The 25,073-nt window shown below is 72.7% G+C and carries 20 protein-coding genes; 13 read left to right on the top strand and 7 right to left on the bottom strand.

Annotated features, from left to right (window positions below):
* Positions 1–80: 80 nt before the first annotated feature.
* The 4 genes from ACI3EY_RS14680 to ACI3EY_RS14665 are packed head-to-tail and all read left to right on the top strand — an operon-like array spanning position 81 to position 4,451.
* Positions 81–1,169: an iron ABC transporter substrate-binding protein gene (locus tag ACI3EY_RS14680; protein WP_405040899.1), complete on the top strand. Its 1,089-nt coding sequence runs from the start codon at positions 81–83 to the stop codon at positions 1,167–1,169.
* A gap of 53 nt (positions 1,170–1,222) precedes the next feature.
* Positions 1,223–2,803 carry an ABC transporter permease gene (locus tag ACI3EY_RS14675; protein WP_405040898.1) on the top strand — a complete coding sequence of 527 codons (1,581 nt, stop codon included), beginning with the start codon at positions 1,223–1,225 and terminating at the stop codon, positions 2,801–2,803.
* Entirely contained in the window at positions 2,800–3,960 is a 1,161-nt protein-coding gene (locus tag ACI3EY_RS14670; RefSeq protein ID WP_405040897.1) for an ABC transporter ATP-binding protein, read from the top strand. Before ACI3EY_RS14675 ends, ACI3EY_RS14670 begins: the two co-directional genes overlap by 4 nt.
* Complete coding sequence (locus ACI3EY_RS14665) at positions 3,957–4,451, top strand: DUF4442 domain-containing protein (protein ID WP_405040896.1); 495 nt, start codon at positions 3,957–3,959, stop codon at positions 4,449–4,451. The genes ACI3EY_RS14670 and ACI3EY_RS14665 overlap by 4 nt, the downstream gene beginning before the upstream one ends.
* Here ACI3EY_RS14665 and ACI3EY_RS14660 read toward each other — a convergent pair.
* On the bottom strand, positions 4,429–6,333 hold the full coding sequence (locus ACI3EY_RS14660; protein ID WP_405040895.1) for an anthranilate synthase family protein: 1,905 nt from the start codon (positions 6,331–6,333) through the stop codon (positions 4,429–4,431). The genes ACI3EY_RS14665 and ACI3EY_RS14660 overlap by 23 nt on opposite strands.
* 99 nt (positions 6,334–6,432) lie before the next feature.
* On the opposite strand from ACI3EY_RS14660, the gene ACI3EY_RS14655 reads away from it, so the two are divergent.
* Positions 6,433–7,236 (top strand): siderophore-interacting protein, encoded by an 804-nt coding sequence (locus ACI3EY_RS14655; protein ID WP_405036171.1) that lies wholly within the window; start codon positions 6,433–6,435, stop codon positions 7,234–7,236.
* A gap of 27 nt (positions 7,237–7,263) precedes the next feature.
* On the opposite strand, the gene ilvD is transcribed toward ACI3EY_RS14655, so the two are convergent.
* The 4 genes from ilvD to ACI3EY_RS14635 form a co-directional block, all read right to left on the bottom strand.
* Positions 7,264–8,964, bottom strand: a complete 1,701-nt coding sequence (gene ilvD, locus ACI3EY_RS14650) for a dihydroxy-acid dehydratase (RefSeq protein ID WP_405036170.1) — start codon at positions 8,962–8,964, stop codon at positions 7,264–7,266.
* Positions 8,957–9,994, bottom strand: a complete 1,038-nt coding sequence (gene ilvC / locus ACI3EY_RS14645; protein WP_405036169.1) for a ketol-acid reductoisomerase — start codon at positions 9,992–9,994, stop codon at positions 8,957–8,959. Before ilvC ends, ilvD begins: the two co-directional genes overlap by 8 nt.
* 82 nt (positions 9,995–10,076) lie before the next feature.
* On the bottom strand, positions 10,077–10,415 hold the full coding sequence (gene ilvN / locus ACI3EY_RS14640) for an acetolactate synthase small subunit (RefSeq protein ID WP_405036168.1): 339 nt from the start codon (positions 10,413–10,415) through the stop codon (positions 10,077–10,079).
* 110 nt (positions 10,416–10,525) lie between these two features.
* Positions 10,526–12,346, bottom strand: coding sequence for an acetolactate synthase large subunit (locus ACI3EY_RS14635; RefSeq protein ID WP_405040894.1), 1,821 nt, complete (start codon positions 12,344–12,346; stop codon positions 10,526–10,528).
* A gap of 331 nt (positions 12,347–12,677) precedes the next feature.
* On the opposite strand from ACI3EY_RS14635, the gene ACI3EY_RS14630 reads away from it, so the two are divergent.
* The 3 genes from ACI3EY_RS14630 to murJ all read left to right on the top strand — a co-directional run bounded on the left by ACI3EY_RS14630 (position 12,678) and on the right by murJ (position 16,625).
* Positions 12,678–13,529 carry a PadR family transcriptional regulator gene (locus tag ACI3EY_RS14630; protein WP_405040893.1) on the top strand — a complete coding sequence of 284 codons (852 nt, stop codon included), beginning with the start codon at positions 12,678–12,680 and terminating at the stop codon, positions 13,527–13,529.
* Positions 13,530–13,679: 150 nt separating this feature from the next.
* Positions 13,680–15,080 (top strand): dihydrolipoyl dehydrogenase, encoded by a 1,401-nt coding sequence (gene lpdA / locus ACI3EY_RS14625; RefSeq protein WP_405040892.1) that lies wholly within the window; start codon positions 13,680–13,682, stop codon positions 15,078–15,080.
* Positions 15,081–15,098: 18 nt separating this feature from the next.
* Complete coding sequence (murJ, locus tag ACI3EY_RS14620) at positions 15,099–16,625, top strand: murein biosynthesis integral membrane protein MurJ (RefSeq protein WP_405040891.1); 1,527 nt, start codon at positions 15,099–15,101, stop codon at positions 16,623–16,625.
* Here murJ and ACI3EY_RS14615 read toward each other — a convergent pair.
* Positions 16,564–17,784: a hypothetical protein gene (locus ACI3EY_RS14615; protein ID WP_405040890.1), complete on the bottom strand. Its 1,221-nt coding sequence runs from the start codon at positions 17,782–17,784 to the stop codon at positions 16,564–16,566. The two genes, murJ and ACI3EY_RS14615, sit on opposite strands and share 62 nt — an antisense overlap.
* Before the next feature lie 178 nt (positions 17,785–17,962).
* On the opposite strand from ACI3EY_RS14615, the gene ACI3EY_RS14610 reads away from it, so the two are divergent.
* Positions 17,963–18,514 carry a PspC domain-containing protein gene (locus ACI3EY_RS14610; RefSeq protein ID WP_405040889.1) on the top strand — a complete coding sequence of 184 codons (552 nt, stop codon included), beginning with the start codon at positions 17,963–17,965 and terminating at the stop codon, positions 18,512–18,514.
* A gap of 24 nt (positions 18,515–18,538) precedes the next feature.
* On the opposite strand, the gene ACI3EY_RS14605 is transcribed toward ACI3EY_RS14610, so the two are convergent.
* On the bottom strand, positions 18,539–18,937 hold the full coding sequence (locus ACI3EY_RS14605) for a hypothetical protein (RefSeq protein WP_405040888.1): 399 nt from the start codon (positions 18,935–18,937) through the stop codon (positions 18,539–18,541).
* 243 nt (positions 18,938–19,180) lie between these two features.
* On the opposite strand from ACI3EY_RS14605, the gene ACI3EY_RS14600 reads away from it, so the two are divergent.
* The 4 genes from ACI3EY_RS14600 to ACI3EY_RS14585 all read left to right on the top strand — a co-directional run bounded on the left by ACI3EY_RS14600 (position 19,181) and on the right by ACI3EY_RS14585 (position 25,073).
* Positions 19,181–19,462 carry a DUF4212 domain-containing protein gene (locus ACI3EY_RS14600; protein ID WP_405036519.1) on the top strand — a complete coding sequence of 94 codons (282 nt, stop codon included), beginning with the start codon at positions 19,181–19,183 and terminating at the stop codon, positions 19,460–19,462.
* Positions 19,459–21,216 carry a sodium:solute symporter family protein gene (locus ACI3EY_RS14595; RefSeq protein ID WP_405036520.1) on the top strand — a complete coding sequence of 586 codons (1,758 nt, stop codon included), beginning with the start codon at positions 19,459–19,461 and terminating at the stop codon, positions 21,214–21,216. Before ACI3EY_RS14600 ends, ACI3EY_RS14595 begins: the two co-directional genes overlap by 4 nt.
* Before the next feature lie 190 nt (positions 21,217–21,406).
* Positions 21,407–23,401 carry a beta-propeller domain-containing protein gene (locus tag ACI3EY_RS14590; protein WP_405040887.1) on the top strand — a complete coding sequence of 665 codons (1,995 nt, stop codon included), beginning with the start codon at positions 21,407–21,409 and terminating at the stop codon, positions 23,399–23,401.
* Positions 23,402–23,735: 334 nt separating this feature from the next.
* Positions 23,736–25,073: a bifunctional o-acetylhomoserine/o-acetylserine sulfhydrylase gene (locus ACI3EY_RS14585; RefSeq protein ID WP_405040886.1), complete on the top strand. Its 1,338-nt coding sequence runs from the start codon at positions 23,736–23,738 to the stop codon at positions 25,071–25,073.

The raw sequence follows: 25,073 nt of genomic DNA, 5'->3' as shown, positions 1-25,073 counted from the left end.
GCCGGCCATCACTTTGCCAACAGACTCGTGACTGTGGTGAAGTTAGGGTGTCCTAAGTCGCCCGTCCCAGGAGCCGTCCCATGTCCCGCACCCTGCGCCTCGCCCTGACCTCCACCGTGCTCGCCGCGACCCTGGCCGCCTGCGGCGGCACCGAGGGCGGTAGCGACGACACCACCACCGATGACACCACCAGCACGGACGACGACGGGGCCTCGGCGGACGCGACCGGGGGCGACGGCACCGTCACCCTCTACTCGGGCCGCAACGAGGACCTGGTCCAGCCGGTCATCGACCAGTTCACCGAGGCGACCGGCATCGAGGTCGAGGTGCGCTACGCAGGCACCGCCGAGATGGCGGCCCAGCTCCTGGAGGAGGGCGAGAACTCCCCCGCCGAGGCCTTCCTCGCCCAGGACGCAGGCGCCCTGGGGGCGGTGGCCGCGGGCGGTCTGCTCCAGGAGCTGCCGCAGGAGACGCTGGACGCCGTCCCTGAGACCTTCCGGTCCGCGGACGGCACCTGGGTGGGCCTGACCGGACGGTCCCGGGTGCTGGTCTACAACAAGGACCTGGTCTCGGAGGACGAGCTGCCGGCCTCGGTCGACGAGCTGACCGAGCCGCAGTGGGAGGGCCGGGTCGGCCTGGCCCCGACCAACGCCAGCTTCCAGGCCTTCATCACCGCGATGCGGGTGCTCGAGGGCGACGACGCGGCGACGTCGTGGATGGCCGACATGGCGGCCAACGACCCCCAGCTGCGCGAGGGCAACGGACCGATCGTCGCCGACGTCGAGGCCGGCACGATGGATGCCGGGCTGGTCAACCACTACTACCTCTACGAGGTGGCACAGGAGCAGGGCGTCGAGGTCGAGGATCTGGGCTCCGCGCTGCACTTCTTCTCCGAGGGGGACACCGGCGCGCTGGTCAACATCTCCGGCATCGGGATGGTGGGCGAGCAGGCAGACGGCGAGGCCCAGCTGCTCATCGACCACCTGCTCTCCACCGAGGGGCAGACCTACTTCGTCGAGGAGACGTCCGAGTACCCGATGATCGAGGGCCTCGGCGCCCCCGAGGGTCTGCCCGCCCTCGAGGAGCTGCAGACCCCGGAGATCGACCTCAACGACCTCGAGGACCTGCAGACCACGGTGCAGATGATCACCGAGTCGGGGCTGCTCTGACCTCTCGTCCACCGGGCAGATGGCTCGTCGCCGGGGCCCTCGCCGCCACAGCGGTGGCCCTGGTCCCGCTGGTCTACCTGCTGCTCCGGACCGCCCAGGAGGGTCTGCCCGCCTGGTGGGAGCTGGTCACCACCGAGCGGGTCGCACGGCTGACCGCCACCTCGCTCCTGCTGGCGGCGGTGGTCACCTCCGCCTGCGTCGTCATCGGGGTCGGCGCGGCCTGGCTGGTGACCCGGTCCGACGTGCCCGGCCGCGCGCCGCTGGCGGTGCTGCTGGCCCTGCCGCTGGCCGTCCCCAGCTACGTCGCCGCCTTCACCTGGGTCTCCGTCTCCGATCTGCTCCCCTTCGTGCAGGCCGGACGGTTCGAGGGCTTCGTGGCTGCTGCCGTGGTGCTCACCCTCTACACCTACCCCTACGTCTACCTGCCCGTCGCGGCGGCGCTCGCCCGGGTCGACCCCAGCCAGGAGGAGGTCGCACGCTCCCTGGGACGGGGTCCGTGGGACACCGTGCTCAGCGTCACCCTGCCGCAGGTGCGCCCCGCGATCGCCGGCGGCGGCCTGCTGGCCGCGCTCTACGTCCTCTCCGACTTCGGTGCCGTCTCGATCCTGCGCCTGGACACCTTCACCCGCGCCATCTTCACCGCGCTGTCGACGGGCTTCAACCGCTCCATGGCCGTGAGCCTGGCGGTGCTGCTGGTGCTGCTCACCGTCGTCATCCTCTACGGCGAGGGGATCAGCCGCCGGGCCGGGGCACGGTATGCCTCCCCCTCCGGGGTGCGCCCCGCACGGGCTCTCGGGCTGGGCGCCTGGCGCTGGCCGGGGTTCGCCGGCATCGTCGCGGTGCTGGTGGCCGCCCTCGGGGTGCCGGCCGCGTCCCTGGCCCGGTGGATCGGCGCCGGCACCTCCACCGACCAGGTCTGGGACCGGCTCGGTGACGCCGCCTGGGGCTCGCTGACCGCGTCCCTGCTGGGGGCCGGGCTGACGATGCTCCTCGCGCTGCCGCTCGGCGTCCTGGCCGCCCGGCACCCCGGGCGCCTGAGCGCGCTGCTGGAGCGGACGGCCTACCTCGCGCACGCCCTGCCGGGGGTGGTCGTGGGGCTGTCGCTGGTGTCCCTGGGGGTCACCCTGCTGCTGCCGCTGTACCAGACCACGGCCTTGCTGGCGCTGGCCTACGCCACCCTCTTCCTTCCCCTGGGGGTCGCGGCGGTCGCCGGTGCGGCGGCTCAGGCACCCCCGTCGTTGGAGGAGGCGGCCCAGTCCCTGGGCACCACCCCCGCGGCGGTCTTCCGCCGGGTCACCCTGCCGCTGACCCTGCCCGGTCTGGGCGCGGGAGCGGCCCTGGTCTTCCTCACCGCCATGAAGGAGCTGCCGGCCACCCTGCTGCTGCGCCCGACCGGCATGGACACCCTGGCCACCCGCCTGTGGGGGGCCACCGGTGTGGGCCGCTACGCCGAGGCGGCCCCGTACGCCCTGGTCCTGGTGGCGCTGGCCGCGATCCCGACCTGGGTCGTGGTCCGGCGCACCGGCATCGTGCCCGCCGTCACGGGCCCGGTGCCCCGCGCCGGCGCAGCCCGCCGTCGGCCCGGCGTCCGGCGGGCGCCGGACCCTGACCTGGTGCGCGACGTGGCACCATGAGGATCACCATGCCCCGTGTGCCCGCGCCCACGCCGGCCGCTGCCGCGCCGGCGCCCACGACCCCGACGCACGCCGTCGAGGTCGCGTCGGTGTCGAAGTCCTTCGGCGACGTGCTCGCCCTGGACCAGGTGTCGCTGCACCTGGACGACGGTGAGTTCGTCGCGGTCCTGGGGCCGTCCGGATGCGGCAAGACCACGCTGCTGCGCTGCGTCGCGGGGTTCGAGCGGATCGACGCCGGGCGGATCTCGTTGCGCGAGCACGCGGTCGCCCTCCCGGGGATTCATCTGCCCACCCACCGTCGTCAGGTGGCGGTGGTCCCGCAGGAGGGGTCTCTCTTCCCGCACCTCACGGTTGCCGACAACGTCGGCTTCGGGCTGAGCCGCCGCAGCGGCCGTGGCCGGGCCGCACGGGTGGCGGCCTGCCTGGAGCTGGTCGGCCTGGACGGGCTCGGTGCGCGCTGGCCGCACGAGATCTCCGGGGGCCAGCGTCAGCGGGTCGCGCTGGCCCGGGCCTTGGCGCCCGACCCCTCGCTGGTGCTCCTGGACGAGCCCTTCAGCGCCCTGGACGCCTCGCTGCGCACGGAGCTGCGCGCGGTCGTCCGGGACGCGCTGCGCCAGGCGGGCGCCACCGCCGTGCTGGTGACGCACGACCAGGGCGAGGCGTTGTCGATGGCGGACCGGGTGGCGGTGATGCGCGAGGGCCGCATCCGCCAGGTCGGCACCCCCGAGCAGGTGTATGCCGCGCCCACCGACGCCTGGGTCGCCCGGTTCGTCGGCGAGGCCGACCTGCTGCCGCTGGGACCCCTGACCGAGGGCACGACCGGGGGCTCGCGGATGACCTCGCCGCTGGGCCCGGTGACGCTCTCCCCGGCCGGCGTCGCACCGGGGACGACCCATGTCGTCGTCCGTCCGGAGCAGGTGCTGCTCGACCAGGGCGGGGTGCCGGCGACCGTGCGCGCGGTCGACTTCCACGGTCACGACGCCCTGGTGACCCTGACGGTGGAGGACGGGACCGTGCTGCGCGCACGGTGCGGCCCGTGGCCCCCCGCGGTCGGGGACCGGGTCCGGGCCCGGGTGTCCGGGGTATGCCGCGCCGTTCCCGGCGAGGAACGGGACGGCCCCGGCGGCCTCCCTGGCGGCCGCGGCGGCACGGGATGAGCGCCCAGCGCGTCGGACGGCTCAAGGCGCTGGCCGGGTCGCCCCGCGCGCTGCGCCACGGGATGAACGCCTGGCCGCCCTTCGCGTTCACCGGCATCCGCATCCTGGACATCTCGCCCGGCTTCCGTCGGGTGCGGGTCCGCCTCCGCCGCAGCCCGCTGACCAGCAACTACGTCGGCACCCTCTTCGGCGGGTCGATCTTCGCGATGACCGACCCGTTCTGGATGCTGATGGTGCTGCGTTCCCTGGGCCCCGGCTATGTCGTCTGGGACAGGGCGGCGGAGGTCGAGTTCGTCTCCCCCGGCCGGTCCACGGTGACCGCGACCTTCGAGCTCACCGACGAGGTGCTGACCGAGATCCGGGACGCGGCCGCGGACGGGAGCAAGGTGCTGCGCTGGTTCGGGACCGAGGTGGTCACCGACGACGGCACCGTCGTCGCCCGGGTCCGCAAGCAGCTCTACGTGCGGCTCAGGCGAGCGCCTGCCGGATGAGCCCGTGCAGGGCGACCATCCCATCCCGGGAGAGCACGGACTCCGCGTGCCCCTGGACGCTGGCCACACCGGCCCCGCGCAGGCCCACCACCGCGTCGTCGGGCTGGTGCACCGCCTGCTCCAGCACCCTGTCCCCGAGCGCCGGCTCACCGGGGCGCGCGACGAAGGTGTTGTAGAAGCCGATCCGGCGCACGTCGCCCCACAGGTCGACGGGCAGCTGCACGCCCTGGTTCGGCGACGGCAGCTTGGTCACCCGGAGCCCGGCCATCGAGGCCAGCACCTGGTGGGACAGGCAGACGGCCAGCACCGGCAGCTGCTGCTCCAGGCGCGCGCGCAGCAGGCCGTGCAGCCGCGCGATCCGCGGGTCGTCCAGGTTCGTCGGGTCGCCGGGGCCGGGCCCGAAGAGGACCAGGTCCCAGCCCGGCATACCGCTCGCGCCCCGGTCCCCCACCCTCCGGGTCACCTCCTGCTCGGTGACGCTCTCCCAGCGGCGCACCTGGGCCGACATCCCCACGTGCCGGACCATGTGCGCCAGCATCTGGGTCCAGGTGTCCTCGGCGTCGACGACTAGCACCCGGCGACCGACCAGGGTGGGGTCGGGCCGGGCCTCCTGCGGGCTCAGCCAGAACGGGGAGAGCGAGTCGTTGCGCAGCGCCAGGTCGTGGGCGACCCCGGGCAACGAGACCAGGTCGAGGGCGTGCCGCAGCTCGCGGCGCTCCCGCAGCCCGAGCGCGGCCAACACCCCCCGGGCCTTGGCCGCGGTCTCCGCGCACTCGGAGACCGGGTCGCTGTGCCGGACCAGGGTCGCGCCAGCGCTGACGGTGATCCCACCGGCGCCGTCCAGGTGGGCGGTGCGGATGAGGATCGGGGCGTCCAGGCGCTCGGACCCCTCCTCGTCGAGGTCGATGAGGGCGAGCACCCCGGAGTAGTACCGCCGCCCGGTGGGCTCGTGCCGGGCGATCACCGTGCAGGCGTTCTCCATCGGGGAGCCGGTCACCGTGGGGGCGAACATCGTCGCCCGGAGCACGTCGCGCACGTCCGCCTCGCTGCGGCCGTCCAGCAGGTACTCGGTATGGGTCAGGTGCGCCATCTGCTTGAGGTAGGGCCCGGTGATCCGCCCGCCGTCCGAGCAGATCTGCGCCATCATCTTCATCTCCTCGTCGACCACCATGAAGAGCTCCTCGGTCTCCTTGGTGTCCTTGACGAAGGCACTGAAGGCCTCCTGCATGAGTGCCCCGTCAGGCCCCGGGTCGACCGGGTGCCGGAAGGTGCCGGAGATCGGGTTCATCCACACCCGGCCCTCGCGCACGCTCACGTGCCGCTCCGGGGTCGCCCCGACCAGGGTGTGCCCGGGGGTGTGCATCGCGAAGGTCCAGTAGGCGCCGCGCTCGTCGACGAGCAGCGTCCGCAGCCAGGTCAGCGCGGCCGTCGCCGGGTCGGCGTCGGTGCGCGCCTCCACGTCCCGCCGGATGACGAAGTTGGCGCCCTGCCCGTCCCCGATCTCCTCCTCGATGACCCGCGCGACGGTGGCCGCGTAGTCGTCGTCGCTGACGCTGAACCGCTCCCCGGTCACCTCGACCGGGGCGGTGGGCAGCGCCGCGACCAGGTCCTCCAGCTCCAGCCGCTGCACCGCGGTCGGCAGCAGCACCCGCAGCGGGGTGCCGTCGTCGTGCACGGCGAAGCCGCGCTCGGCGATCTGCCGGAACGGGACGGCGGCCAGCACCGGCGCACCGGGGGTGGGTCGGGGCAGCTGGGCCAGCTCGTCCAGGTCGACCACGTCACCGACCAGGACCTCGACCCGCTCCTCGTCCTCGCGCCAGAGGATCGCCCAGGACTGGCCGGAGGGGTCGGCGACGATCTGGTCCAGCAGCGAAGCGGGCATGGGCGGAAGTCTGTCACGCGAGACATCAACGCACCGGCCTCATGACGTAAATAAGGTGAGGGTAACCTTGGGACCTCATCCCCCGCGAAGGAGCCCTGCATGTACGGAACGGTCGTGCGCACCGAGCAGCTCACCCCGCAGCTGCTCCGCGTCGTCCTCGGTGGCGAGGGTCTGGCCGACTTCGCCGACCCGCCCTCGGCCGACGCCTACGTCAACGCCTTCTTCCTGCCGGAGCAGGCCGACTACGCGCCGCCCTTCGACACGGAGACGGTGCGCGACCTGCCCCGGGACCGGCGCCCCTACCCCCGGCGCTACACCGTCCGCGGCTGGGACCGGGCGACCGGCGAGCTCACCATCGACTTCGTGGTGCACGGCGACGTGGGGTATGCCGGTCGCTGGGCCACGCACGCGGCTCCCGGCGACCGCCTGGAGCTGCGCGGACCGGCGGGCGACTACTCCCCGCCCGCCACCGCCGACGCCTACCTGCTCGTCGGCGACGAGAGCGCGGTGCCGGCGATCGCGGCCTGCGCCGAGGCGGTGCCCGCCGGGGCCCCGGTGACGGTGCTGCTGGAGGTCGAGGACGCGGCCGGACGGTGCGAGATCGCCTCTCCGGGCGAGCTGACCGTGCACTGGGTGCACCGGGCGGGGGTCGACGGGGCGGAGCTGGACACGCTGCTGGCCGACGCGGTCGCCGCGCTGCCCCGCCCTACGGGCACGCTGAGCGCCTTCGTGCACGGCGAGGCCGAGTCGATCCGGGCGGTCCGCCGGGTGCTGCTGGGCCAGGGGCGGGTGTCCCCCGAGCTGCTGTCCTGCTCGCCGTACTGGCGCCGCGGTCACACCGACGAGCAGTGGCGCACCGTCAAGCGCGACTGGGTCCGGGAGATGCACGCCGACCAGCCGTAGGCATACCTCTCCCGGACCCGCGTCGGCTCAGTGGGTGACCGCTCCCACGGACGCCGACCGGACGAGCGCGACGTACTTGGCGAGCACCCCGCGACGGGCCCGTTCGGGCGGCTCCGGGGCCGACCACTCGGTATGCCGTCGCTCCAGCTCGGCGGCGTCCACACCCAGGTCGAGCCGGCCGCCGGCGACGTCGAGGGTGATCGGGTCACCGTCGCGCACCAGGGCGATCGGGCCACCGTCGGTGGCCTCGGGGGCGATGTGCCCCACGCACAGGCCGGTGGTCCCGCCGGAGAACCGGCCGTCGGTGACCAGCAGCACCTCCTTGCCCAGCCCGGCACCCTTGATCGCCCCGGTGATCGCGAGCATCTCGCGCATCCCGGGCCCGCCCTTGGGGCCCTCGTAGCGGATGACGACCACGTCCCCGGCGGTGACGCTGCCGTCCTCGAGCGCGTCCATCGCCGCCCGCTCGCCGTCGAAGACGCGCGCGGTGCCCTCGAAGACGTCGGAGTCGAAGCCGGCCGACTTCACCACCGCTCCGTCCGGGGCCAGCGACCCCTCCAGGATCGTCAGCCCTCCGGTGGCGTGGATCGGGTTGTCCATCGCCCGCAGCACGGTGCCGTCCAGCGGCGGCGCGTTCAGCTCGGCCAGGTTCTCGGCCATCGTCCGGCCGGTGACGGTGAGCACGTCCCCGTGCAGCAGGTCGGCGTCCAGCAGCGCCTGCATCACCACCGGGATGCCGCCGATCCGGTCGATGTCGACCATCACGTGCTGGCCGAACGGCTTCACGTCGGCCAGGTGCGGGACGCGTCTGCCGATCCGCCGGAAGTCGTCCAGGGACAACTCCACCTCGGCCTCGCTGGCGATCGCCAGCAGGTGCAGCACCGCGTTGGTGGAGCCGCCGAAGGCCATCGTCACCGCGATCGCGTTCTCGAAGGCCTCCCGGGTGAGGATCTGCCGGGCGGTGATGCCCTGGCGGAGCATCCCCACCACGGCCTCCCCGCTGCGGCGGGCGAACCCGTCCCGGCGCCGGTCGGTGGCCGGCGGTGCCGCCGACCCGGGCAGCGACATCCCGAGGGCCTCGGCGGCGGCGGCCATCGTGTTGGCCGTGTAGAAGCCGCCGCAGGCACCCTCCCCGGGGCAGATGGCCCGCTCGATGACGTCCACGTCCTCCCGGGACATCAGCCCGCGCGAGCACGCACCGACCGCCTCGAAGGCGTCGATGATCGTCACCTCCCGCTCGCTGCCGTCCGAGAGCTTGGCGCGCCCGGGCAGGATCGAGCCGGCGTAGACGAAGACCGAGGCCAGGTCCAGCCGGGCGGCCGACATCAGCATCCCGGGCAGCGACTTGTCGCACCCGGCGAGCAGCACCGAGCCGTCCAGCCGCTCGGCCGACATCACCGTCTCGACGGAGTCGGCGATGACCTCGCGGGAGACGAGGGAGTAGTGCATGCCCTCGTGGCCCATCGAGATGCCGTCGCTGACCGAGATGGTCCCGAACTCCAGCGGGTAGCCGCCGGCGCCGTGCACCCCGTCCTTGACCGCCTTGGCGAGCCGCTCCAGCGACAGGTTGCAGGGGGTGATCTCGTTCCAGCTGCTGGCCACCCCGATCTGCGGCTTGACCCAGTCGTCGTCGCCCATCCCGACGGCCCGGAGCATGCCGCGTGCGGCGGTCTTCTCCAGGCCGTCGGTGACGTCCCGGGAGCGGGGCTTGACGTCGACCTCAGCCACGGGCGGCCGACCCCTCGACGTAGTCCTTGTCGGACTCGTGCCCCTTGACCCAGGACATCATCCCGCGCAGCTCCCTGCCCACGTCCTCGATCGGGTGGGCGGCACCCTTGGCGCGCAGCTCGCGGAACTCCGGGGCCCCGGCGTCCTGGTCGGTGATGAACCGGTCGGCGAAGGCGCCGTTGCGCACGTCCGCCAGCACGGCCTGCATGTTCTTCTTGACGCTGGGGTCGATGACCCGCGGTCCGGAGACGTAGTCGCCGTACTCGGCGGTGTCGGAGATCGACCAGCGCTGCTTGGCGATGCCGCCCTCGTACATGAGGTCGACGATCAGCTTGAGCTCGTGCAGGCACTCGAAGTAGGCGATCTCCGGCTGGTAGCCCGCCTCGATGAGGGTCTCGAAGCCGTACTGCACGAGCTGGCTCATGCCGCCGCAGAGCACCGCCTGCTCACCGAAGAGGTCGGTCTCCGTCTCCTCGGTGAAGGTGGTCTCGATGCCGCCGGCGCGCAGCCCGCCGATGGCCGAGGCGTAGCTCAGCGCCAGCGCCTTGGCGTTGCCGGTGGGGTCCTGCTCCACCGCGATCAGCACCGGCACGCCGCGCCCGTCGACGTACTCGCGGCGCACCAGGTGCCCCGGGCCCTTGGGAGCGACCATGCACACGTCCACGTCGGCGGGCGGCGTGATGTAGCCGAACCGGATGTTGAAGCCGTGGCTGAAGAACAGCGCGTCGCCCGGCTTGAGGTTCGGCTCGACGGCCTCGGCGTAGACGAGCCGCTGCACGTGGTCGGGGACGAGGACCATGACGACGTCCGCCTCGGCGCAGGCCTGCGCGGGGGTGAGGACACGCAGGCCCTCGGCCTCGGCCTTGGCCCGGCTGCTGCTGCCCTCGGCGAGACCGACGCGCACGTCGACCCCGGAGTCGCGCAGCGACAGGGCGTGCGCGTGACCCTGGCTGCCGTAGCCGAGCACGGCCACCTTGCGCGAGGAGATCAGGGCGAGGTCGGCGTCGTCGTCGTAGTACATGGTGGCCATGGGGTGAGCTTCTCCTGTGGGTGGGGAACGGTGACGTGGTGGTGCTGGTGGTGGTGCAGGTATGCCCTGATCGGGAGGGCGGTCAGAAGGCGGCGGCCGCCATCGCGCCGACCGGGCGCGGGCCGTTGTCGTTGATCTGCCACAGCTTGGCGCGGATGGCCTCGGCGTCCTCGATCTCCTCGATGTGGATGACCTCGACGAGCTTGTCCAGCTGGCTGGTGACCTTGTGCAGCTGCTCGGCGTTGACGTTCACCACGACCGTCATCCGGGACACCTTGTTGTCCTCGGTCGGGCCGACCACGAGGTGGTCGATGTTGAAGTTGCGGCGGGCGAACAGGACCGAGACCCGGGCCAGGACGCCGGGGTTGTTCTCGACCAGGACGGACAGGGCGTGGCGGGTGCGGGCGACGTCGTCGCTCATGGTGGTGCCTTTCGTCGGTGCTGCGGTGCTGCGCGGGATGCGCGGTGGTCGGTATGCCGGCGCGGGGGTGGGTACCTCCGCGGCGGTCGGTGGGTATCCGGACAGAAGGGTCAATCGTCCTCCCCGAAGTCGGGTCGCACGTCGCGTGCGTGCTGGATCTCGTCGTTGCTGGTGCCGGCGGGGACCATCGGCCAGACCATCGCGTCCTGGCTCACCCGGAAGTCCACGACGACCGGCTGGTCGTCCACCTCCATGGCGGCCTCGATGGTGGCGTCGACGTCGCCGGCGTTGTCGCAGCGCAGCCCCACGCAGCCGTAGGCCTGGGCCAGGGTCGCGAAGTCGGGGATCTGCATGGACGGGAGCTGGGAGTGGCTGAAGCGCTCGGAGTAGAACAGCGCCTGCCACTGCTTGACCATCCCCAGGCCGGCGTTGTTGATGATCGCCACCTTGATCGGGATGCCCTCGACGGCGCAGGTCGCCAGCTCCTGGTTGGTCATCTGGAAGCAGCCGTCGCCGTCGATCGCCCAGACGGTGGCGTCGGGCCGACCCACCTTCGCGCCCATCGCGGCGGGGACGGCATACCCCATGGTGCCCAGGCCCCCGGAGTTGAGCCAGTGCCGCGGCCGGTCGTAGGTGATGAACTGGCTGGCCCACATCTGGTGCTGGCCGACGCCGGAGGCGAAGACGGTGTCCGGGCCGGAGATGGCCCCCAGCCGCTCGATCACCAGCTGCGGCGCCATCGCCCCGTCCGAGGGGGTCTCGTAGCCCAGCGGGTAGCGCCGCTTCCAGCCCTGGCAGCGGCGGACCCAGGCCTCGTGGTCGGGCACCGCGCCGGCGGCGGTGCGTGTGGTCCACTCGGTCACCAGCCCGCGGATGCTCTCCTTGGCGTCGCCGACCAGGCCGACGGCGGTCGGGAAGTTCTTGCCGATCTCGGCCGGGTCGATGTCGGCGTGCACGATCGTGGCGTCCGGGGCGAAGGTGTGCTTGGCCCCGGTGACCCGGTCGTCGAAGCGCGCACCCAGGCTGATGATGAGGTCCGACTTCTGCAGGGTGGCGACCCCGGAGACGCTGCCGTGCATGCCGGGCATCCCCATGTGCTGGGGGTGGCTGTCCGGGAAGGCGCCGCGGGCCATCAGCGTGGTGACCACCGGTATGCCGGTCAGCTCGGCCAGCTGCAGGACCTGCTCGGAGGCGTTGGAGCGCACACACCCGCCACCCACGTAGAGCACCGGACGGCGGGCGGTGAGCATCAGCTCCACCGCGTCCCGGACCGCCTCGGGCGCGGGCCCGACAGGGGTGCGGTAGCCCGGCAGCGGCAGCTGCAGCAGGGACTCGTCGGCCGCGGCGACCAGGGCGTCCTTGGACACGTCGACCAGCACGGGGCCGGGGCGGCCGGTGGAGGCGATGTGGAAGGCGGAGGCGATCGTCGCCGCGATCTCCTCGGGGCGGGTGACCAGGAAGGAGTGCTTGGTCACCGGCATCGAGATGGACCGGATGTCGGCCTCCTGGAAGGCGTCCGAGCCCATCGCGGTGCTGGCGACGTTGCCGGTGATGGCCACCATCGGCACCGAGTCCATGTTGGCGTCGGCCAGCGGGGTGACGAGGTTGGTGGCGCCCGGGCCGGAGGTGGCCATGCACACACCCACCCGGCCGGTGGCGGCGGCATACCCCTGGGCGGCGTGCCCGGCACCCTGCTCGTGCCGGACCAGGATGTGCCGCACCTTCGCCCCGTAGAGCGCGTCGTAGAGCGGGAGCACGGCACCACCAGGGAGCCCGAAGACGTGCTCCACCCCGAGCCGCTCGAGGGTCGCGACGATGGCCTGCGCCCCGTTGCGCGGGGTGCCGGAGGGCGCGTCGGGGCCGGTGGTGGCGGGGGCGGTCACGGTGGCGCCGTCCGTGAGGCGATCACTGGTCAGGTGCGTCGCGGTCATGGGAGGGTTCCTGCCTGCTGAGGGTGGTTGTCGGGATCGTGGCAACAAAAAACCCCTCGGCCCGGTGGGCAGACGAGGGGAGGACGCGGCGGCGGTGGAGCCGGGACGCGTCCCTAGGTAATAAGTACGAGTGCACAGAACTGCATGAGAGCCATACAACCCCCTGGGCGACGTCGCGTCAACCCCCTGCATGGATATGTGACCCAGTGCACAGTCATGCATCGTCCGAGATTTATCGACATATCGTTGACACATCACGACACGTCACGCTATTCTTGCGTAAGACGCCGGGCGTGACACCGGCGACACCTCACGGACGAAGGAGACACCCATGACTTCACGACACCAGCACGGACAGGGACCCGGCTTCGGGGGCCTCGGCGGGCTCGAGGACCAGATCTTCGGCCCGAACGGCCTGCTCGGACAGGTCCTCGGCAACCAGGGATCGGCCGGCGGCTGGCCGGGCGCCGGCGCACGGCACGGCGGCCCGCGGCCCGGACCCGGCGGAGACCGGCGACGTGCCCGCCGCGGCGACGTCCGCAACGCGGTGCTGCACCTGCTGGGCCGGGAGCCGATGAACGGCTACCAGCTCATGCAGGAGATCGCGCAGAGCTCCGGCGGTGCCTGGCAGCCCAGCTCCGGCGCCATCTACCCCGCCCTCGCCCAGCTCGAGGACGAAGGCCTGGTCGCCCAGACCGAGGTCGAGGGCCGACGCGCCTACCGGCTGACCGACGAGGGCCGGGTCGCCGCGGACGCGCTCCCGCCGCAGGGCTGGGCCAGCGAGGAGGACACCGCCGGTGACGACGCCTGGGGCGAGCAGGTCGGCGGCCCCGGTCGTGGTGGTCCGGGGCGTGGCGGGCGTGGCGGCCCGGGACGTCCTGGTCGTGCCGGACCGGGCGGCCCAGGACGTGACCACGAGCACGCCGGTGGTCGCAGCGGCGGCTGGGCCGCGGCCGGCCGCAGCAACGGCACCCTGCTCAAGGCCCTCGGCAGCGTGGCGCTGGCCGCCCAGGCGGTCGGCCAGGTCGGCGACCAGGACCTCAGCCGCCAGGCCGCGGACCTGCTCGACCGCACCCGGCGCGACCTCTACCGGATGCTGGCCGAGACCGAGGTGGCCAAGGACAACGACGACCACCACGAGGACGACGAGATCACCGAGGCGGAGATCCTCGACGAGGGCTGACGCCTGTGCGATAACGGTGTGTCACATCCGTCACCATCACGACGGATGTGACACACCGTTCCTGCACATCCGTGGTGCGATGGCGGCCACCCCGATCCCCCGCGGCGGGCGGGCGCGCGGCGCCCACCGGGCCCACGGCATACTGGTGCCATGGCCGATCACTATGACGTTGTTGTCCTGGGCGCCGGCCCCGGTGGGTATGTCGCGGCGATCCGCGCCTCCCAGCTGGGCAAGAAGGTGGCCGTCGTCGAGAAGCAGTACTGGGGCGGGGTCTGCCTCAACGTCGGGTGCATCCCGAGCAAGGCGCTGCTGAGGAACGCGGAGATCGCGCACCTCCTCGCGCACGACAAGGCCAAGTACGGCATCGAAGGGGACGCCACGATGGCCTACGGCCCGACGTTCCAGCGCAGCCGCAAGGTCAGCGCGGGCATCGTCAAGGGCGTCCACTTCCTGATGAAGAAGAACAAGATCACCGAGGTGGACGGCTGGGGCACGCTCACCTCCGCCACCTCGATGGACGTGGCGGTCGAGGGCGGCGAGAAGAAGGAGCTGACCTTCGACAACCTCATCCTGGCCACCGGCTCGGTCACCAAGATGCTGCCCGGCGTCGAGGTCAGCAAGAACGTCGTCACCTACGAGGAGCAGATCCTCGACGAGGAGCTGCCCGGCTCGATCGTCATCGCCGGCTCCGGCGCCATCGGCGTGGAGTTCGCCTACGTGATGGCCAACTTCGGGGTCGACGTCACCATCGTGGAGTACCTCGACCGGCTGGTGCCGCTGGAGGAGCCCGAGGTCTCCAAGGTCCTGGCCAAGGAGTACAAGAAGCTCGGTATCACCCTGATGACGAGCACCAAGGTGGAGAACGTCGAGGACACCGGCTCCGGGGTGAAGGTCACCGTCGCCCCCGCGGACGGCGGCGACAGCCAGGTGCTGGAGGCCGACAAGCTGCTCTCCGCGATCGGCTTCGCCCCGCGTGTCGAGGGCTTCGGGCTGGAGAACACCGGCGTCGAGCTCACCGAGCGTGGCGCCATCGCGATCGACGACTACATGCGCACCAACGTCGACGGGGTGTATGCCATCGGTGACGTCACCGCCAAGCTGATGCTGGCGCACGTCGCCGAGGCGCAGGGCATCGTCGCCGCGGAGACGCTCTCCGGTGCCGAGACGATGCCGCTGGACTACCGCTTCATCCCCCGCGCCACCTACTGCCACCCGCAGATCGCGTCGATGGGCCTCACCGAGCAGGCGGCCAAGGACGCCGGCCACGAGGTGAAGACCACGACCTTCCCGTTCTCGGCCAACGGCAAGGCCATGGGCCGCGGCGACGGCGTCGGTTTCGTCAAGGTGGTGGCCGACGCGGAGCACAACGAGATCATCGGCGCCCACCTGGTCGGCCCCGAGGTCACCGAGCTGCTGCCGATCCTCAACCTGGCGCAGACCTGGGACCTCACCGCCGACGAGATGTCGCGCACCGTCTTCGCCCACCCGACCCTCGGGGAGGCCGTCAAGGAGGCCGTGCACGGCATCGCCGGGCACATGATCAACCTCTAGTCGGGGAGGACGCGACCCGTGGCGGCCCGGTGGAGCATCGGCCGCGCGGCCGTGCTGGTCGCCGGGCTCACCGGGGTCTCCACCCTCCTGGGGTTCGTCCGGGACGCCGTCATCGCGGCCGTCTACGGCGCCGGCCCGCAGCTGGACGCCTACTTCGTCGCGCTCGGGCTCGCCAACATCGTGCTGGGCCTGCTCGGCACCTCGCTGACCCGGGCCGCGACGCCGGTGCTGGCCCGGGAGGCCGACGGCGAAGAGGTATGCCGCGGCCACCGCACCTTCGACGTGGTCATCTCCACCTCGGTGGTCGCCATCGGTGCCCTCAGCGTGGCCCTCGGGGTGGCCGCCGCACCGGTGTCCCGGGTGCTGGCACCCGGGCTCACCGGCGAGGGTGCGGACCTGCTCGTCCTGCTCACCCGGATCGTGCTGGTCACCACCGTGCTGGTGGCGGCGACCGACCTGCTGGTGGCGCTCGCGCAGGCGCACGGGGTCTTCCGCTGGGGGGCGCTGCAGGGGGTGCCGTTCAACCTGGTGATGATCGCCTCCGCCGGGCTGCTCGGCCCGCACCTGGGCATGGTGGCGCTGGCCGCCGGCTTCGTGGTGGGCTCGCTCGCCCGGCTCGGGCTGCAGCTGGTGCCGCTGGTCCGGCACCGGTGGCCGGTGCGTGCCCGATGGGACCTGCGCTCCCCCGGGGTCCGCGAGATGGGTGCGCTGCTCCCCCCGCTGGTCGTCGGCCAGGCGGTGCTCAACGTCAACACCCTGGTGGACCGGGCGGTCGCCTCGACGGTGGGCGAGGGGGCCGTGTCCGCGGTCTTCCTCGGTTGGCGGCTGGTGAACCTGCCCGAGATGCTCGTGGTCGCCGCCCTGGTGGCGCCGCTCTACCCCGCGATGGCCGCAGCCGCCGACGACCCGGCCCGGATGCGCCACCTGGTGCACCGCGGGCTCGCCGTCTCGCTGACCCTGCTGTGCCCGGTGGCGGTGGCCCTGCTGGTGGCGCCCGAGGCGGTGGTCACCCTGGCCTTCGGCCGGGGCGCCTTCGACGAGCAGGCCGTCGCCCTGACCGCGGTGGCCGTGCTGTGCTTCCTGCCGGGGCTGCTCGCGCTCGCCTGCCGACAGGTGGTGGTGAGCGCGTGCTACGCCGTCGGGGACGTGCGCTGGCCGGTGGCGGTCGGCGTCCTGGCGATGGTGGTCAACGTCGTCGGCGACCTCACCCTCGCCCCGATCTGGGGGGTGGCCGGCATCGTGGCCGCGACCTCCGCCTCGCTGGTGCTGGCGGCCGTCCTCAACGGCTGGCTGGCCGCGACCCGGCACGGGCTGCTCGGGGGCCGGGCGACCGGGACGCTGCTGCTGCGGACCGTGGTCGCCACGACCGGCTCCGCGGCCACCGCCGCGCTCCTGCTGGCCTGGGCCGACCCCGGCGCGGCCTGGGCCAGGGCGGGCCTCGCCCTGGTCGGCGCGGCGCTGGCCTACCAGCTGATGCTGGCCTTCATGCGGGCTCCCGAGCGCTTCGTGGCGCTCGAGGTGGTGCGGCGGGTGCGCTCGCGCTGACCGGGAGGTCGTCGCCCCGGTCCGTCACCAGCCGGCCGGCGAGCAGCCCGAGGACCGGCCCGGGGTCGTCCCGGCGCAGCAGGCTGTGCTGCGCCCCCACGGCCCAGCGCAGGCTGGAGCAGACGTCCGCCGGGAGCCCTCCGCGGCGTTCCCGCACCGCGCGCCGCAGGTCTCCGGGGAGCCAGTGGTAGCGCACCCCCACCCGACCGTCCGGCAGCGCGGGGACCGGGAGCCCGACCGCGGCCCGCAACGAGGCGTCCACCAGACCGGGACGCGCCCGCTCACCAAGGGCCAGCGAGCCGTAGAACCGTCCGTTGAGGTCGATCAGCCGCGGGACCCTGTCCGGGCCGAGGAGGAACTGCAGCTCCACCAGCCCGGTCCATCCCAGCTCCCGGAGCAGCGCCTCGCTGCGGGCCGCCAGGTCGAGGTCGAGGGGCACCGTGACCGCGCGGGCCGAGGCACCCGAGGGGGTCGGCCACAACCGCGGCGAGACCTGCGCCACCCTGCCGGTGAGCCGCCCCTCGTGCATCACCCCCACCACGGCGGACAGCCGCCCGTGCACCATCTCCTGCAGCACCGGCTCGTCCTCGTCACCGCCGAAGCTGGCCAGGTGCGCCCGCAGCTGCTCCTCGGTCTCGCAGACCAGCGCCTCGATGCGGTGTCGTCGGTGCTGTCCGGGGGCCCAGTGCGACCGGTTCTTCACGACGACCGGTGGGCGCAGCCGCTCGTCCTGGCCGACGGTGAGGGTCTGGGTCACCGGGGTCCCCACCCCCACCCGCTCGGCGAGGCGGGCCAGCTCCACCTTGTCCATGGCCGCCGTCACCACCGACCGGGGCGGGTGGGCCACCGGCAGCGGCAACGCGTCCCGGTAGTGGGAGAGCGCCGACATCCAGTCGTCCCCGGACCCGACGACCACGTCGTAGGCACCCTGCTCCTGCGCGCTGCGGACGCCGGCGAGGAAGGCCTGGCCGTCCCCGGTCGGCCGAGGCACGACGTGCACGCGGCTCACCCCCCGGGAGGCCCCCACCAGCCCGCCGTCACGTCGTGGCGACCCGACACCGACCCGCCACCCTGCCTGGGCCAGGGCCCGTGCGGCGGTGACGACACCCCGGTCCCGGACGTGCGCCAGCAGCAGCACAGATCCGACGGAGGAGGCCATACCGACCAGCCTAGGCCGTGCGGGCCCGGTGCCGGGTGAGGATCGCCGCCGCGCCGCGCGATGCACCCACCCGGACGCCCCACGGACGAGCACGGGCGACACCGCGGGGGTTATCCCCCGGGCGGCTCCGGTCGCCAACCGGCTGCCGGGCGGACGTCCGCCCGGGGACCCTGGAGGTATGGACGAGAACCTCACCCCCACCTCCCCCCACTCCCTGCCACCGATCCTGCCCGCCCAGCGCACCGGCCCGTCCGGCACTGACTCCACCGGTCCCGGCCGCTCCGGCGGCGCGCTGGAGGGGGCCTACGCGGCCCTGCGCCGGCTGCCGGCCCGGGACACCGGCCACGCCGTCCTCGGCGGCGTCTGCGCCACGGTCGCCGACCGGCTGGGCGTCGCCCCCGTCGCGGTCCGCGCGGTCGCGGTGGTGAGTGCCTTCGTCGGCGGGCTCGGCGTCGGCCTCTACCTGCTGGCCTGGGCGCTGCTGCCGGACCGCGCCGGCAGCACCCACCTGGAGCAGGGCCTGAGCGGGGGCAGCGGCCGCTCGCTGGTCGTGCTGGCGCTCGGTCTCCTCGCCGCCCTCAGCCTGCTGACCGGCGGGATGTCCGTCCTGGCCTCGGCGCTGCCGGCGGTGATGGCGCTCGCGGTCCTGGTCGGTGGGGGCGTCTGGGCCTGGGGACGCCTCACCGACCGGGGCGAGGGGGGACGTCGCAGCGGGCATACCTCGGTCTGAGCCCGGACCGGAGCAGGAAGCGCCTCAGCCCGCCACCGCGGCGGGTCGGGGCGCTCCGCTGTGCAGCTGGCGCGCGGCGATCAGGGCCAGCACCCCGCCGAAGGCGCTGAGCACCAGGCCCGGGCCCGGCAGCCACCCCTGGACGCCGACGAGCTGCAGCACGTGCACCACCTGCCAGACCGGCAGCACGATCGCGACGACCGCCGAGAGCGCGGCCTGCACCATCGCCACCCTGTGCAGCCGGGGCGGCAGCAGGGCACCGGCGATCGCGAGCATCCCCACGTAGAAGACCCACAGCCCGCCGCCCACCGCACCGCTGACCGCCCCCGCCTGGGTGTACACCCAGGGCAGCCAGCCGCCGAGCGCCATGAACGCCCCCGCGGCCAGCAGCCGCAGCTGTCCCGGTGCTCGTCGCTGGCGCATGCCCGGCACTCTAACCCCCGACCTGCGCGAACCCGGCCGGAACGACGGCTTCCGGCCCCGTCACCCGGCCCCGCAGCCGCCGGGGTATGCCCACTCGTCGCGCGGATCGTGCCGCTCGGCGCACCCGGGGCACCGTTCACCGACCCGCCTCCCCCGGCTGCTTGCCCCACCGTCACGACCTCGTGTTGCGTGGTCGCCGCGGCACCAACCCTGGCCGCTCGTCCCGCTGAGCAAGGAGGCTCGATGCTAGACGCCGACCAACGCCGGGAGTACTGGCGGCGCAACGTCCGACTGATGTCCGTCCTGCTGGTCATCTGGGCCCTGGTGTCCTTCGGCGCCGGCATCATCTTCGTCGACCCGCTGAACAATCTCAGCATCTTCGGCATACCGCTGGGCTTCTGGTTCGCCCAGCAGGGCTCGATCGTCGTGTTCGTCCTGCTCATCGCCTTCTACGTGTGGCGGATGGACAAGCTGGACGCCGAGTTCGGCATCGAGGAGTACGACCAGGAGGTGCACGGACATTGAGCCCCATCCAGGCATGGACGCTCGTCTTCGTCGTCCTCACGTTCGGCATCTACATCTGGATCGCCTACCGCAGCCGGGTCTCCGACACGGCCGGTTTCTACGTCGCGGGCGGGGGCATCCCGGCACCCGCCAACGGTGCCGCGATCGCGGCCGACTGGATGAGCGCCGCGTCGTTCATCTCGATGGCGGGTCTCGTCGCCTTCAGCCAGAACGGGTATGCCGGGTCCGTCTACCTCATGGGGTGGACCGGCGGCTACGTGCTGCTGGCGCTGCTGCTCGCCCCCTACCTGCGCAAGTTCGGCAAGTACACGGTCCCCGACTTCGTCGGTGACCGTTACAACGAGACCGCCCGCCTGGTCTCCGTCGTCTGCGCCCTGGTCGTCTCCTTCGTCTACGTGGCCGGTCAGATGGCCGGCGTCGGCGTCGTCTTCCAGCGGTTCCTGGGCGTGGACCAGACCTGGGGCGTCGTGCTGGGGATGACGATCGTCTTCCTCTATGCCGTCCTGGGCGGCATGAAGGGCATCACCTGGACCCAGGTGGCGCAGTACTCCGTGCTGATCGTCGCCTACCTCATCCCGGCGGTCGCGATCTCCCTGCAGCTGGCCGGGAACCCGTTCCCGCAGATCGGGTTCGGCGCCATCCTGGAGGACCTCAACGGTCTGCAGGAGGACCTCGGGCTGGCCGCCTACACGGAGGCCTTCACCCAGACCTCCATGGTCAACATGGTGCTCATCACCGCGGCTCTGATGTTCGGCACCGCCGGGCTGCCGCACGTGATCGTGCGCTTCTACACCGCACGGTCGGTGCGCGCGGCACGCTACTCGGCGTTGTGGGCGCTGTTCTTCATCGCGCTGCTCTACACGACCGCCCCGGCCATCGGCGCCTTCACCAAGTACAACGTGCTCACCCAGATCCCGGGCACAGCGGTGGACGCGACCCCCGAGTGGTTCAACAACTGGCGTGACGTGGGCCTGATCACCGTCGACGACGCCAACGGCAACGGCATCATCGACGTGGCCGGCGCGATCGGTGAGGGCACCGAGCTGATGATCAACAACGACATCGTGGTGCTGGCCACCCCGGAGATCGCCGGGCTGCCCGCCCCTATCGTGGGGCTGGTCGCCGCCGGTGGCCTGGCCGCGGCCCTGTCCACGGCCTCCGGCCTGCTGCTGGTCATCTCCAGCTCGGTCGCCAACGACATCTACTACAAGAAGATCAACCCGCGGGCCAGCGACGCCCAGCAGCTGCGGGTCGGTCGGATCGCCATGGGCGCCGCCATCCTGGTCGCCGGCTACCTGGGCATCAACCCGCCCGGGTTCGTCGCAGAGGTGGTCGCGCTCGCGTTCGGCCTGGCGGCGGCGTCCTTCTTCCCGATCCTCTTCCTGGGGATCTTCTGGAAGAAGGCCACCGCCACGGCAGCCGCCTCCGGCATGGCCGTGGGGCTGGGCGTGACGCTGCTCTACCAGCTCTGGACGCTGCCGACGTTCTTCGGCAACGCCCCGATCTGGGACATCCCGGCGACCGGGATCGGCACCATCGGGATGATCCTCAACCTCATCACGATCGTCGTCGTCTCCCAGTTCACGGAGAAGCCGAGCGAGCTGATGCAGAAGGTGGTCGAGGACGTCCGCTACCCGGGCCGTTCCGAGCTGGTCGCCGCGCACGCGGCGGGTCACCTGGAGGACCTCGCCGGGGGCGAGGACCTGCGGCACGACGGCCACGACGGACACGGGGGTGACGGCGAGCACCGCTGAGTCCCCCTCCCCGGACCCCGGACGCGCGTTCTGCCCTGCAGAGCGCGCGTCCGGCTGTGCGGGGCAGAACGGTGCGAGGCCGGCGGCGCGGGGTCGACGGCACCCGGCCGGCGGGGCGAGGAACCGGCGCGGGTGACGCGACGTCATACCGGCACGCCTCACCGCCACCCGCGCAGCACAGGAGCCCGCCATGACACCGACGTCCGGCCGCACCCGCACCCTCGCCGTCACCGCGGCCCTGGTCGCCGTTCCCCTGGCCCTGGCGGCCTGCACCCCCGGGGACGTGCTGGCTCCGCCCCGGGCGGCCGCCGCGGAGCTGACCGACTTCTCCTCCTGCGACGAGCTGCTGGACTGGTTCCACGAGCACGCCCTGGAGCGGGTCGGGCCGTGGGGCTTCGGCACCGGCGGCTCCTGGGGGGACATGGCGACCGCCGACGCCGGTGCCGACAGCGCCGGGGGCGTGAGCATGCCCAGCTCAGCAGGCTCCGCCGAGATGAGTGCCGGGGACGACTTCTCCGGGACCAACAACCAGGAGGAGGGGGTCGAGGAACCGGACCTGCTGCAGACGGACGGCGAGGTCGTCGTCACCGTCCGCGGTCAGCAGCTCGTCGTGGTGGACGTCGCGGCCGGGGAGAAGGTCGGCTCGCTGCGCCTGCCCGGCCGGGGCGAGGGTTCCGAGCTGCTGCTGGACCGGGAGCAGGATCGGGCACTGGTGCTGTCCCGGGAGTGGCCGCAGGCGTCCCCGCTGCCCGCGATGGACGGGGTGAGCACGGCGCCCGCCTTCCCCACCTCCCGCACCGTGGTCACCCTGGTCGACCTGTCCGACCCGAGCTCCCCGGTGGCCCAGGGCAGCCTCCGCCTGGAGGGCGACTACCGGTCGGCCCGGATGCACGACGGGGCCGCGCGGGTGGTGCTGGTCACCCAGCCCCCGGGGCTCGCCCTGACACAGCCCCGCTCCGGGAGCCTCGCCGCGGAGGGCGAGGCGGAGCGGGCCAACCGGGCCATCATCGAGGAGTCCACGCTGGACGACTGGCTCCCGCACCTGCAGAGCATGGGCACCGGGGACGGCTCGACCGGCAGCACGGACCCCGAGCGGGCGGTGCCCTGCGAGCAGATCGCCCGCCCGGCCGAGTTCTCCGGCCTGTCGACGATGTCGGTGCTCACCTTCGACCTGGGTGCCGGGTCGCTGCAGACGACCTCCTCCGCCGGGGTGGTGGCCACCGGCTCCACGGTGTACGCCTCCACCGACCGGCTGGTGGTGGCGACCAGCCCGTGGGAGGCCTGGCCGGTGGACGGGACCTCCACGGCGAGCGACTCAGCCGTCGGTCCCGGCCCGCGCGGAGAGGTCAGCACGACGCTGCACACCTTCGACCTCACCGCCCCGGACGGCACCCGCTACCTGGCCTCGGGGTCGGTCCCGGGCCGCCTGCTCAACCAGTTCAGCCTGGACGAGAGCGACGGGGTGATCCGGGTCGCCACCACCAGCGAGGGCGACCCCGGGACCCCCTCGAGCAGCTCGCTGGTGGTGCTCGCCGAGGAGGATGGCCGGCTCGTCGAGCAGGGACGCGTCGACGGGCTCGGGGAGACCGAGCGGATCTACGCGGTGCGCTACCTGACCCCGGAGACCGCGGCGGTCGTCACCTTCCGGGAGACGGACCCGCTCTACCTGGTGGACACCTCGGACCCGACCGCGCCCGAGGTCACCGGTGAGCTGAAGATCCCTGGCTACTCGGCATACCTGCACCCGGTCGGGGAGGACCTGCTGCTCGGCATCGGGCAGGACGCGACGCAGGACGGCGTGACGACCGGGCTGCAGGCCGCGATCTTCGACATCTCGGACCTCACCGCACCGACGCAGGTGGCCAAGCAGACCTGGACCGACCACAGCTCGGACGCCGAGCACGACCACCGCGCGTTCCGGTACTGGCCCGCTACCGGGCAGCTGCTGCTGCCCGCCCACGCCTGGTCCGAGAAGGGCGACTGGACCGGGGTGGTCTCCGCGAGCGTCGACGGGACCTCGCTGGACCAGGGTCCGCGGCTGCAGCTCGGGAGCTCCGGGACCGGGCAGTGGGACCAGGCCCGCCGCATCCTGGTGATCGGTGACCAGGCCTGGGTGCTGGGCGAGCACTCGCTGCACGTGGCCGACCTCGACACGCTCGAGCGTCAGGACGAGATCATCCTGTAGAGGGCTGTGGTGGGCGGGCCACGCAGGGACGGACCCTGCCGACGATCCTGGGCTCCACCGAAGATCAACGTCATACAAACCCTATACCCGAAGATTCCACGAAACCGCCGCCTCCTATGCCGCTGATGTCGCATTGACTTCGGAGAACGTGCCCTGGTAGACAGATCCCCATGAGGACCGACACCCGCCGAATGCGTCGCTGCTGAGCCCACCCCTCGCAGCCGACCAGCAGTGACCCCCAGGGTCCCGGCCCGGTCCACCCCCGCTGCCGAGGCGGGCTCAGCAGAGTGACCACCACCCTGCTCACCCCACCCTCAGCGGAAGAAGCTTCGACATGGCGACCTACACCGACTTCACCACCCGGCAGATCCACGCCGGCCAGACCCCCGACTCCCAGACGGGCGCGCGGGCACTGCCCATCTACCAGACCACCTCCTATGTCTTCGACAGCGCCGACCAGGCCGCGGACCGGTTCGCGCTCGCCGAGCTCGGCCCGATCTACACCCGGATCACCAACCCGACCACCGAGACGGTGGAGAACCGGATCGCCGACCTGGAGGGCGGGGTCGGCGCGCTGCTGGTGGCCTCCGGGTCCTCGGCGATCACCCTGGCCGTACTCAACCTGGCAGGAGCCGGTGACCACGTCGTCTCCTCCCCCAGCCTCTACGGCGGCACCCAGAACCTGTTCGCGCACACGCTGCCCCGGCTCGGCATCGAGGTCACCTTCGTCGACGACCCGGCGGACCCGGCCAGCTGGCGTGCGGCAACCCGGCCGAACACCAAGGCCTTCTTCGGGGAGACGATCGCCAACCCCAGCAGCGACGTGCTCGACATCCGCGCGGTCGCCGACGAGGCGCACACCGCCGGGGTGCCGCTGATCGTCGACAACACCGTCGCGACGCCCTACCTGTCACGCCCGATCGAGCACGGCGCCGACGTGGTGGTGCACTCGGCCACCAAGTACCTGGGCGGCCACGGCACCGCGATCGCGGGCGCCATCGTCGACGCCGGGCGGTTCGACTACGGCGCCGAGGAGGGTCGTTTCCCGGGCTTCACCGAGCCGGACCCCAGCTACAACGGGCTGGTCTACGCCGAGGCGCTCGGCGAGGGCGGCCTGCTGGGCGCCAACGTGTCCTACATCATCAAGGCGCGCGTCCAGCTGCTCCGCGACCTGGGGCCGGCCGTCTCGCCCTTCAACGCCTTCCTCATCGCGCAGGGCCTGGAGACCCTGTCGCTGCGCATCGACCGGCACGTGCAGAACGCCCAGCGGGTGGCGCAGTGGCTCTCCGCCCACGAGCAGGTGCGCTCGGTCGCCTACGCCGGACTGCCCGAGCACCCCTCCTACGAGCGGGCCCGGACCTACCTGCCCGGTGGCGCCGGCGCGGTGCTCGCCTTCGAGATCGAAGGGGGCGCAGCCGCCGGACGGGCGTTCGTCTCCGCCCTGGAGCTGCACAGCCACGTGGCCAACATCGGTGACGTCCGCTCGCTGGTGATCCACCCGGCCTCGACGACGCACAGCCAGCTCTCCGAGCAGGCCCAGCTCGCCGCCGGGGTGACCCCGGGGCTGGTCCGCCTCTCGGTCGGGATCGAGGGTGTCGAGGACATCCTGGCCGACCTGGAGTCCGGCTTCACCGCCGCGGCAGCGGTCGCCCGCGACAGCGCGGCGGCCTGA

It is taken from the genome of Serinicoccus shuyuelongi, assembly GCF_045032955.1.
Lineage (GTDB): Bacteria > Actinomycetota > Actinomycetes > Actinomycetales > Dermatophilaceae > Ornithinicoccus.
The sequence above is the reverse complement of the archived record's forward strand: the minus strand, read 5'-3'. Positions and strand labels throughout refer to the sequence as shown.

Excerpts from the sequence above, each read along its gene's own strand:
- ACI3EY_RS14660 (WP_405040895.1), bottom strand. The coding sequence starts at position 6,333 with ATGCCCGCTTCGCTGCTGGACCAGATCGTCGCCGACCCCTCCGGCCAG.
- ACI3EY_RS14655 (WP_405036171.1), top strand. The coding sequence starts at position 6,433 with ATGTACGGAACGGTCGTGCGCACCGAGCAGCTCACCCCGCAGCTGCTC.
- ACI3EY_RS14615 (WP_405040890.1), bottom strand. The coding sequence starts at position 17,784 with ATGGCCTCCTCCGTCGGATCTGTGCTGCTGCTGGCGCACGTCCGGGAC.
- ACI3EY_RS14600 (WP_405036519.1), top strand. The coding sequence starts at position 19,181 with ATGCTAGACGCCGACCAACGCCGGGAGTACTGGCGGCGCAACGTCCGA.
- ACI3EY_RS14610 (WP_405040889.1), top strand. The coding sequence starts at position 17,963 with ATGGACGAGAACCTCACCCCCACCTCCCCCCACTCCCTGCCACCGATC.
- ACI3EY_RS14670 (WP_405040897.1), top strand. The coding sequence starts at position 2,800 with ATGAGGATCACCATGCCCCGTGTGCCCGCGCCCACGCCGGCCGCTGCC.
- ilvN (WP_405036168.1), bottom strand. The coding sequence starts at position 10,415 with ATGAGCGACGACGTCGCCCGCACCCGCCACGCCCTGTCCGTCCTGGTC.
- ACI3EY_RS14590 (WP_405040887.1), top strand. The coding sequence starts at position 21,407 with ATGACACCGACGTCCGGCCGCACCCGCACCCTCGCCGTCACCGCGGCC.
- lpdA (WP_405040892.1), top strand. The coding sequence starts at position 13,680 with ATGGCCGATCACTATGACGTTGTTGTCCTGGGCGCCGGCCCCGGTGGG.
- ACI3EY_RS14605 (WP_405040888.1), bottom strand. The coding sequence starts at position 18,937 with ATGCGCCAGCGACGAGCACCGGGACAGCTGCGGCTGCTGGCCGCGGGG.
- ilvC (WP_405036169.1), bottom strand. The coding sequence starts at position 9,994 with ATGGCCACCATGTACTACGACGACGACGCCGACCTCGCCCTGATCTCC.
- ACI3EY_RS14635 (WP_405040894.1), bottom strand. The coding sequence starts at position 12,346 with ATGACCGCGACGCACCTGACCAGTGATCGCCTCACGGACGGCGCCACC.
- ACI3EY_RS14665 (WP_405040896.1), top strand. The coding sequence starts at position 3,957 with ATGAGCGCCCAGCGCGTCGGACGGCTCAAGGCGCTGGCCGGGTCGCCC.
- ACI3EY_RS14680 (WP_405040899.1), top strand. The coding sequence starts at position 81 with ATGTCCCGCACCCTGCGCCTCGCCCTGACCTCCACCGTGCTCGCCGCG.
- ACI3EY_RS14585 (WP_405040886.1), top strand. The coding sequence starts at position 23,736 with ATGGCGACCTACACCGACTTCACCACCCGGCAGATCCACGCCGGCCAG.
- ACI3EY_RS14630 (WP_405040893.1), top strand. The coding sequence starts at position 12,678 with ATGACTTCACGACACCAGCACGGACAGGGACCCGGCTTCGGGGGCCTC.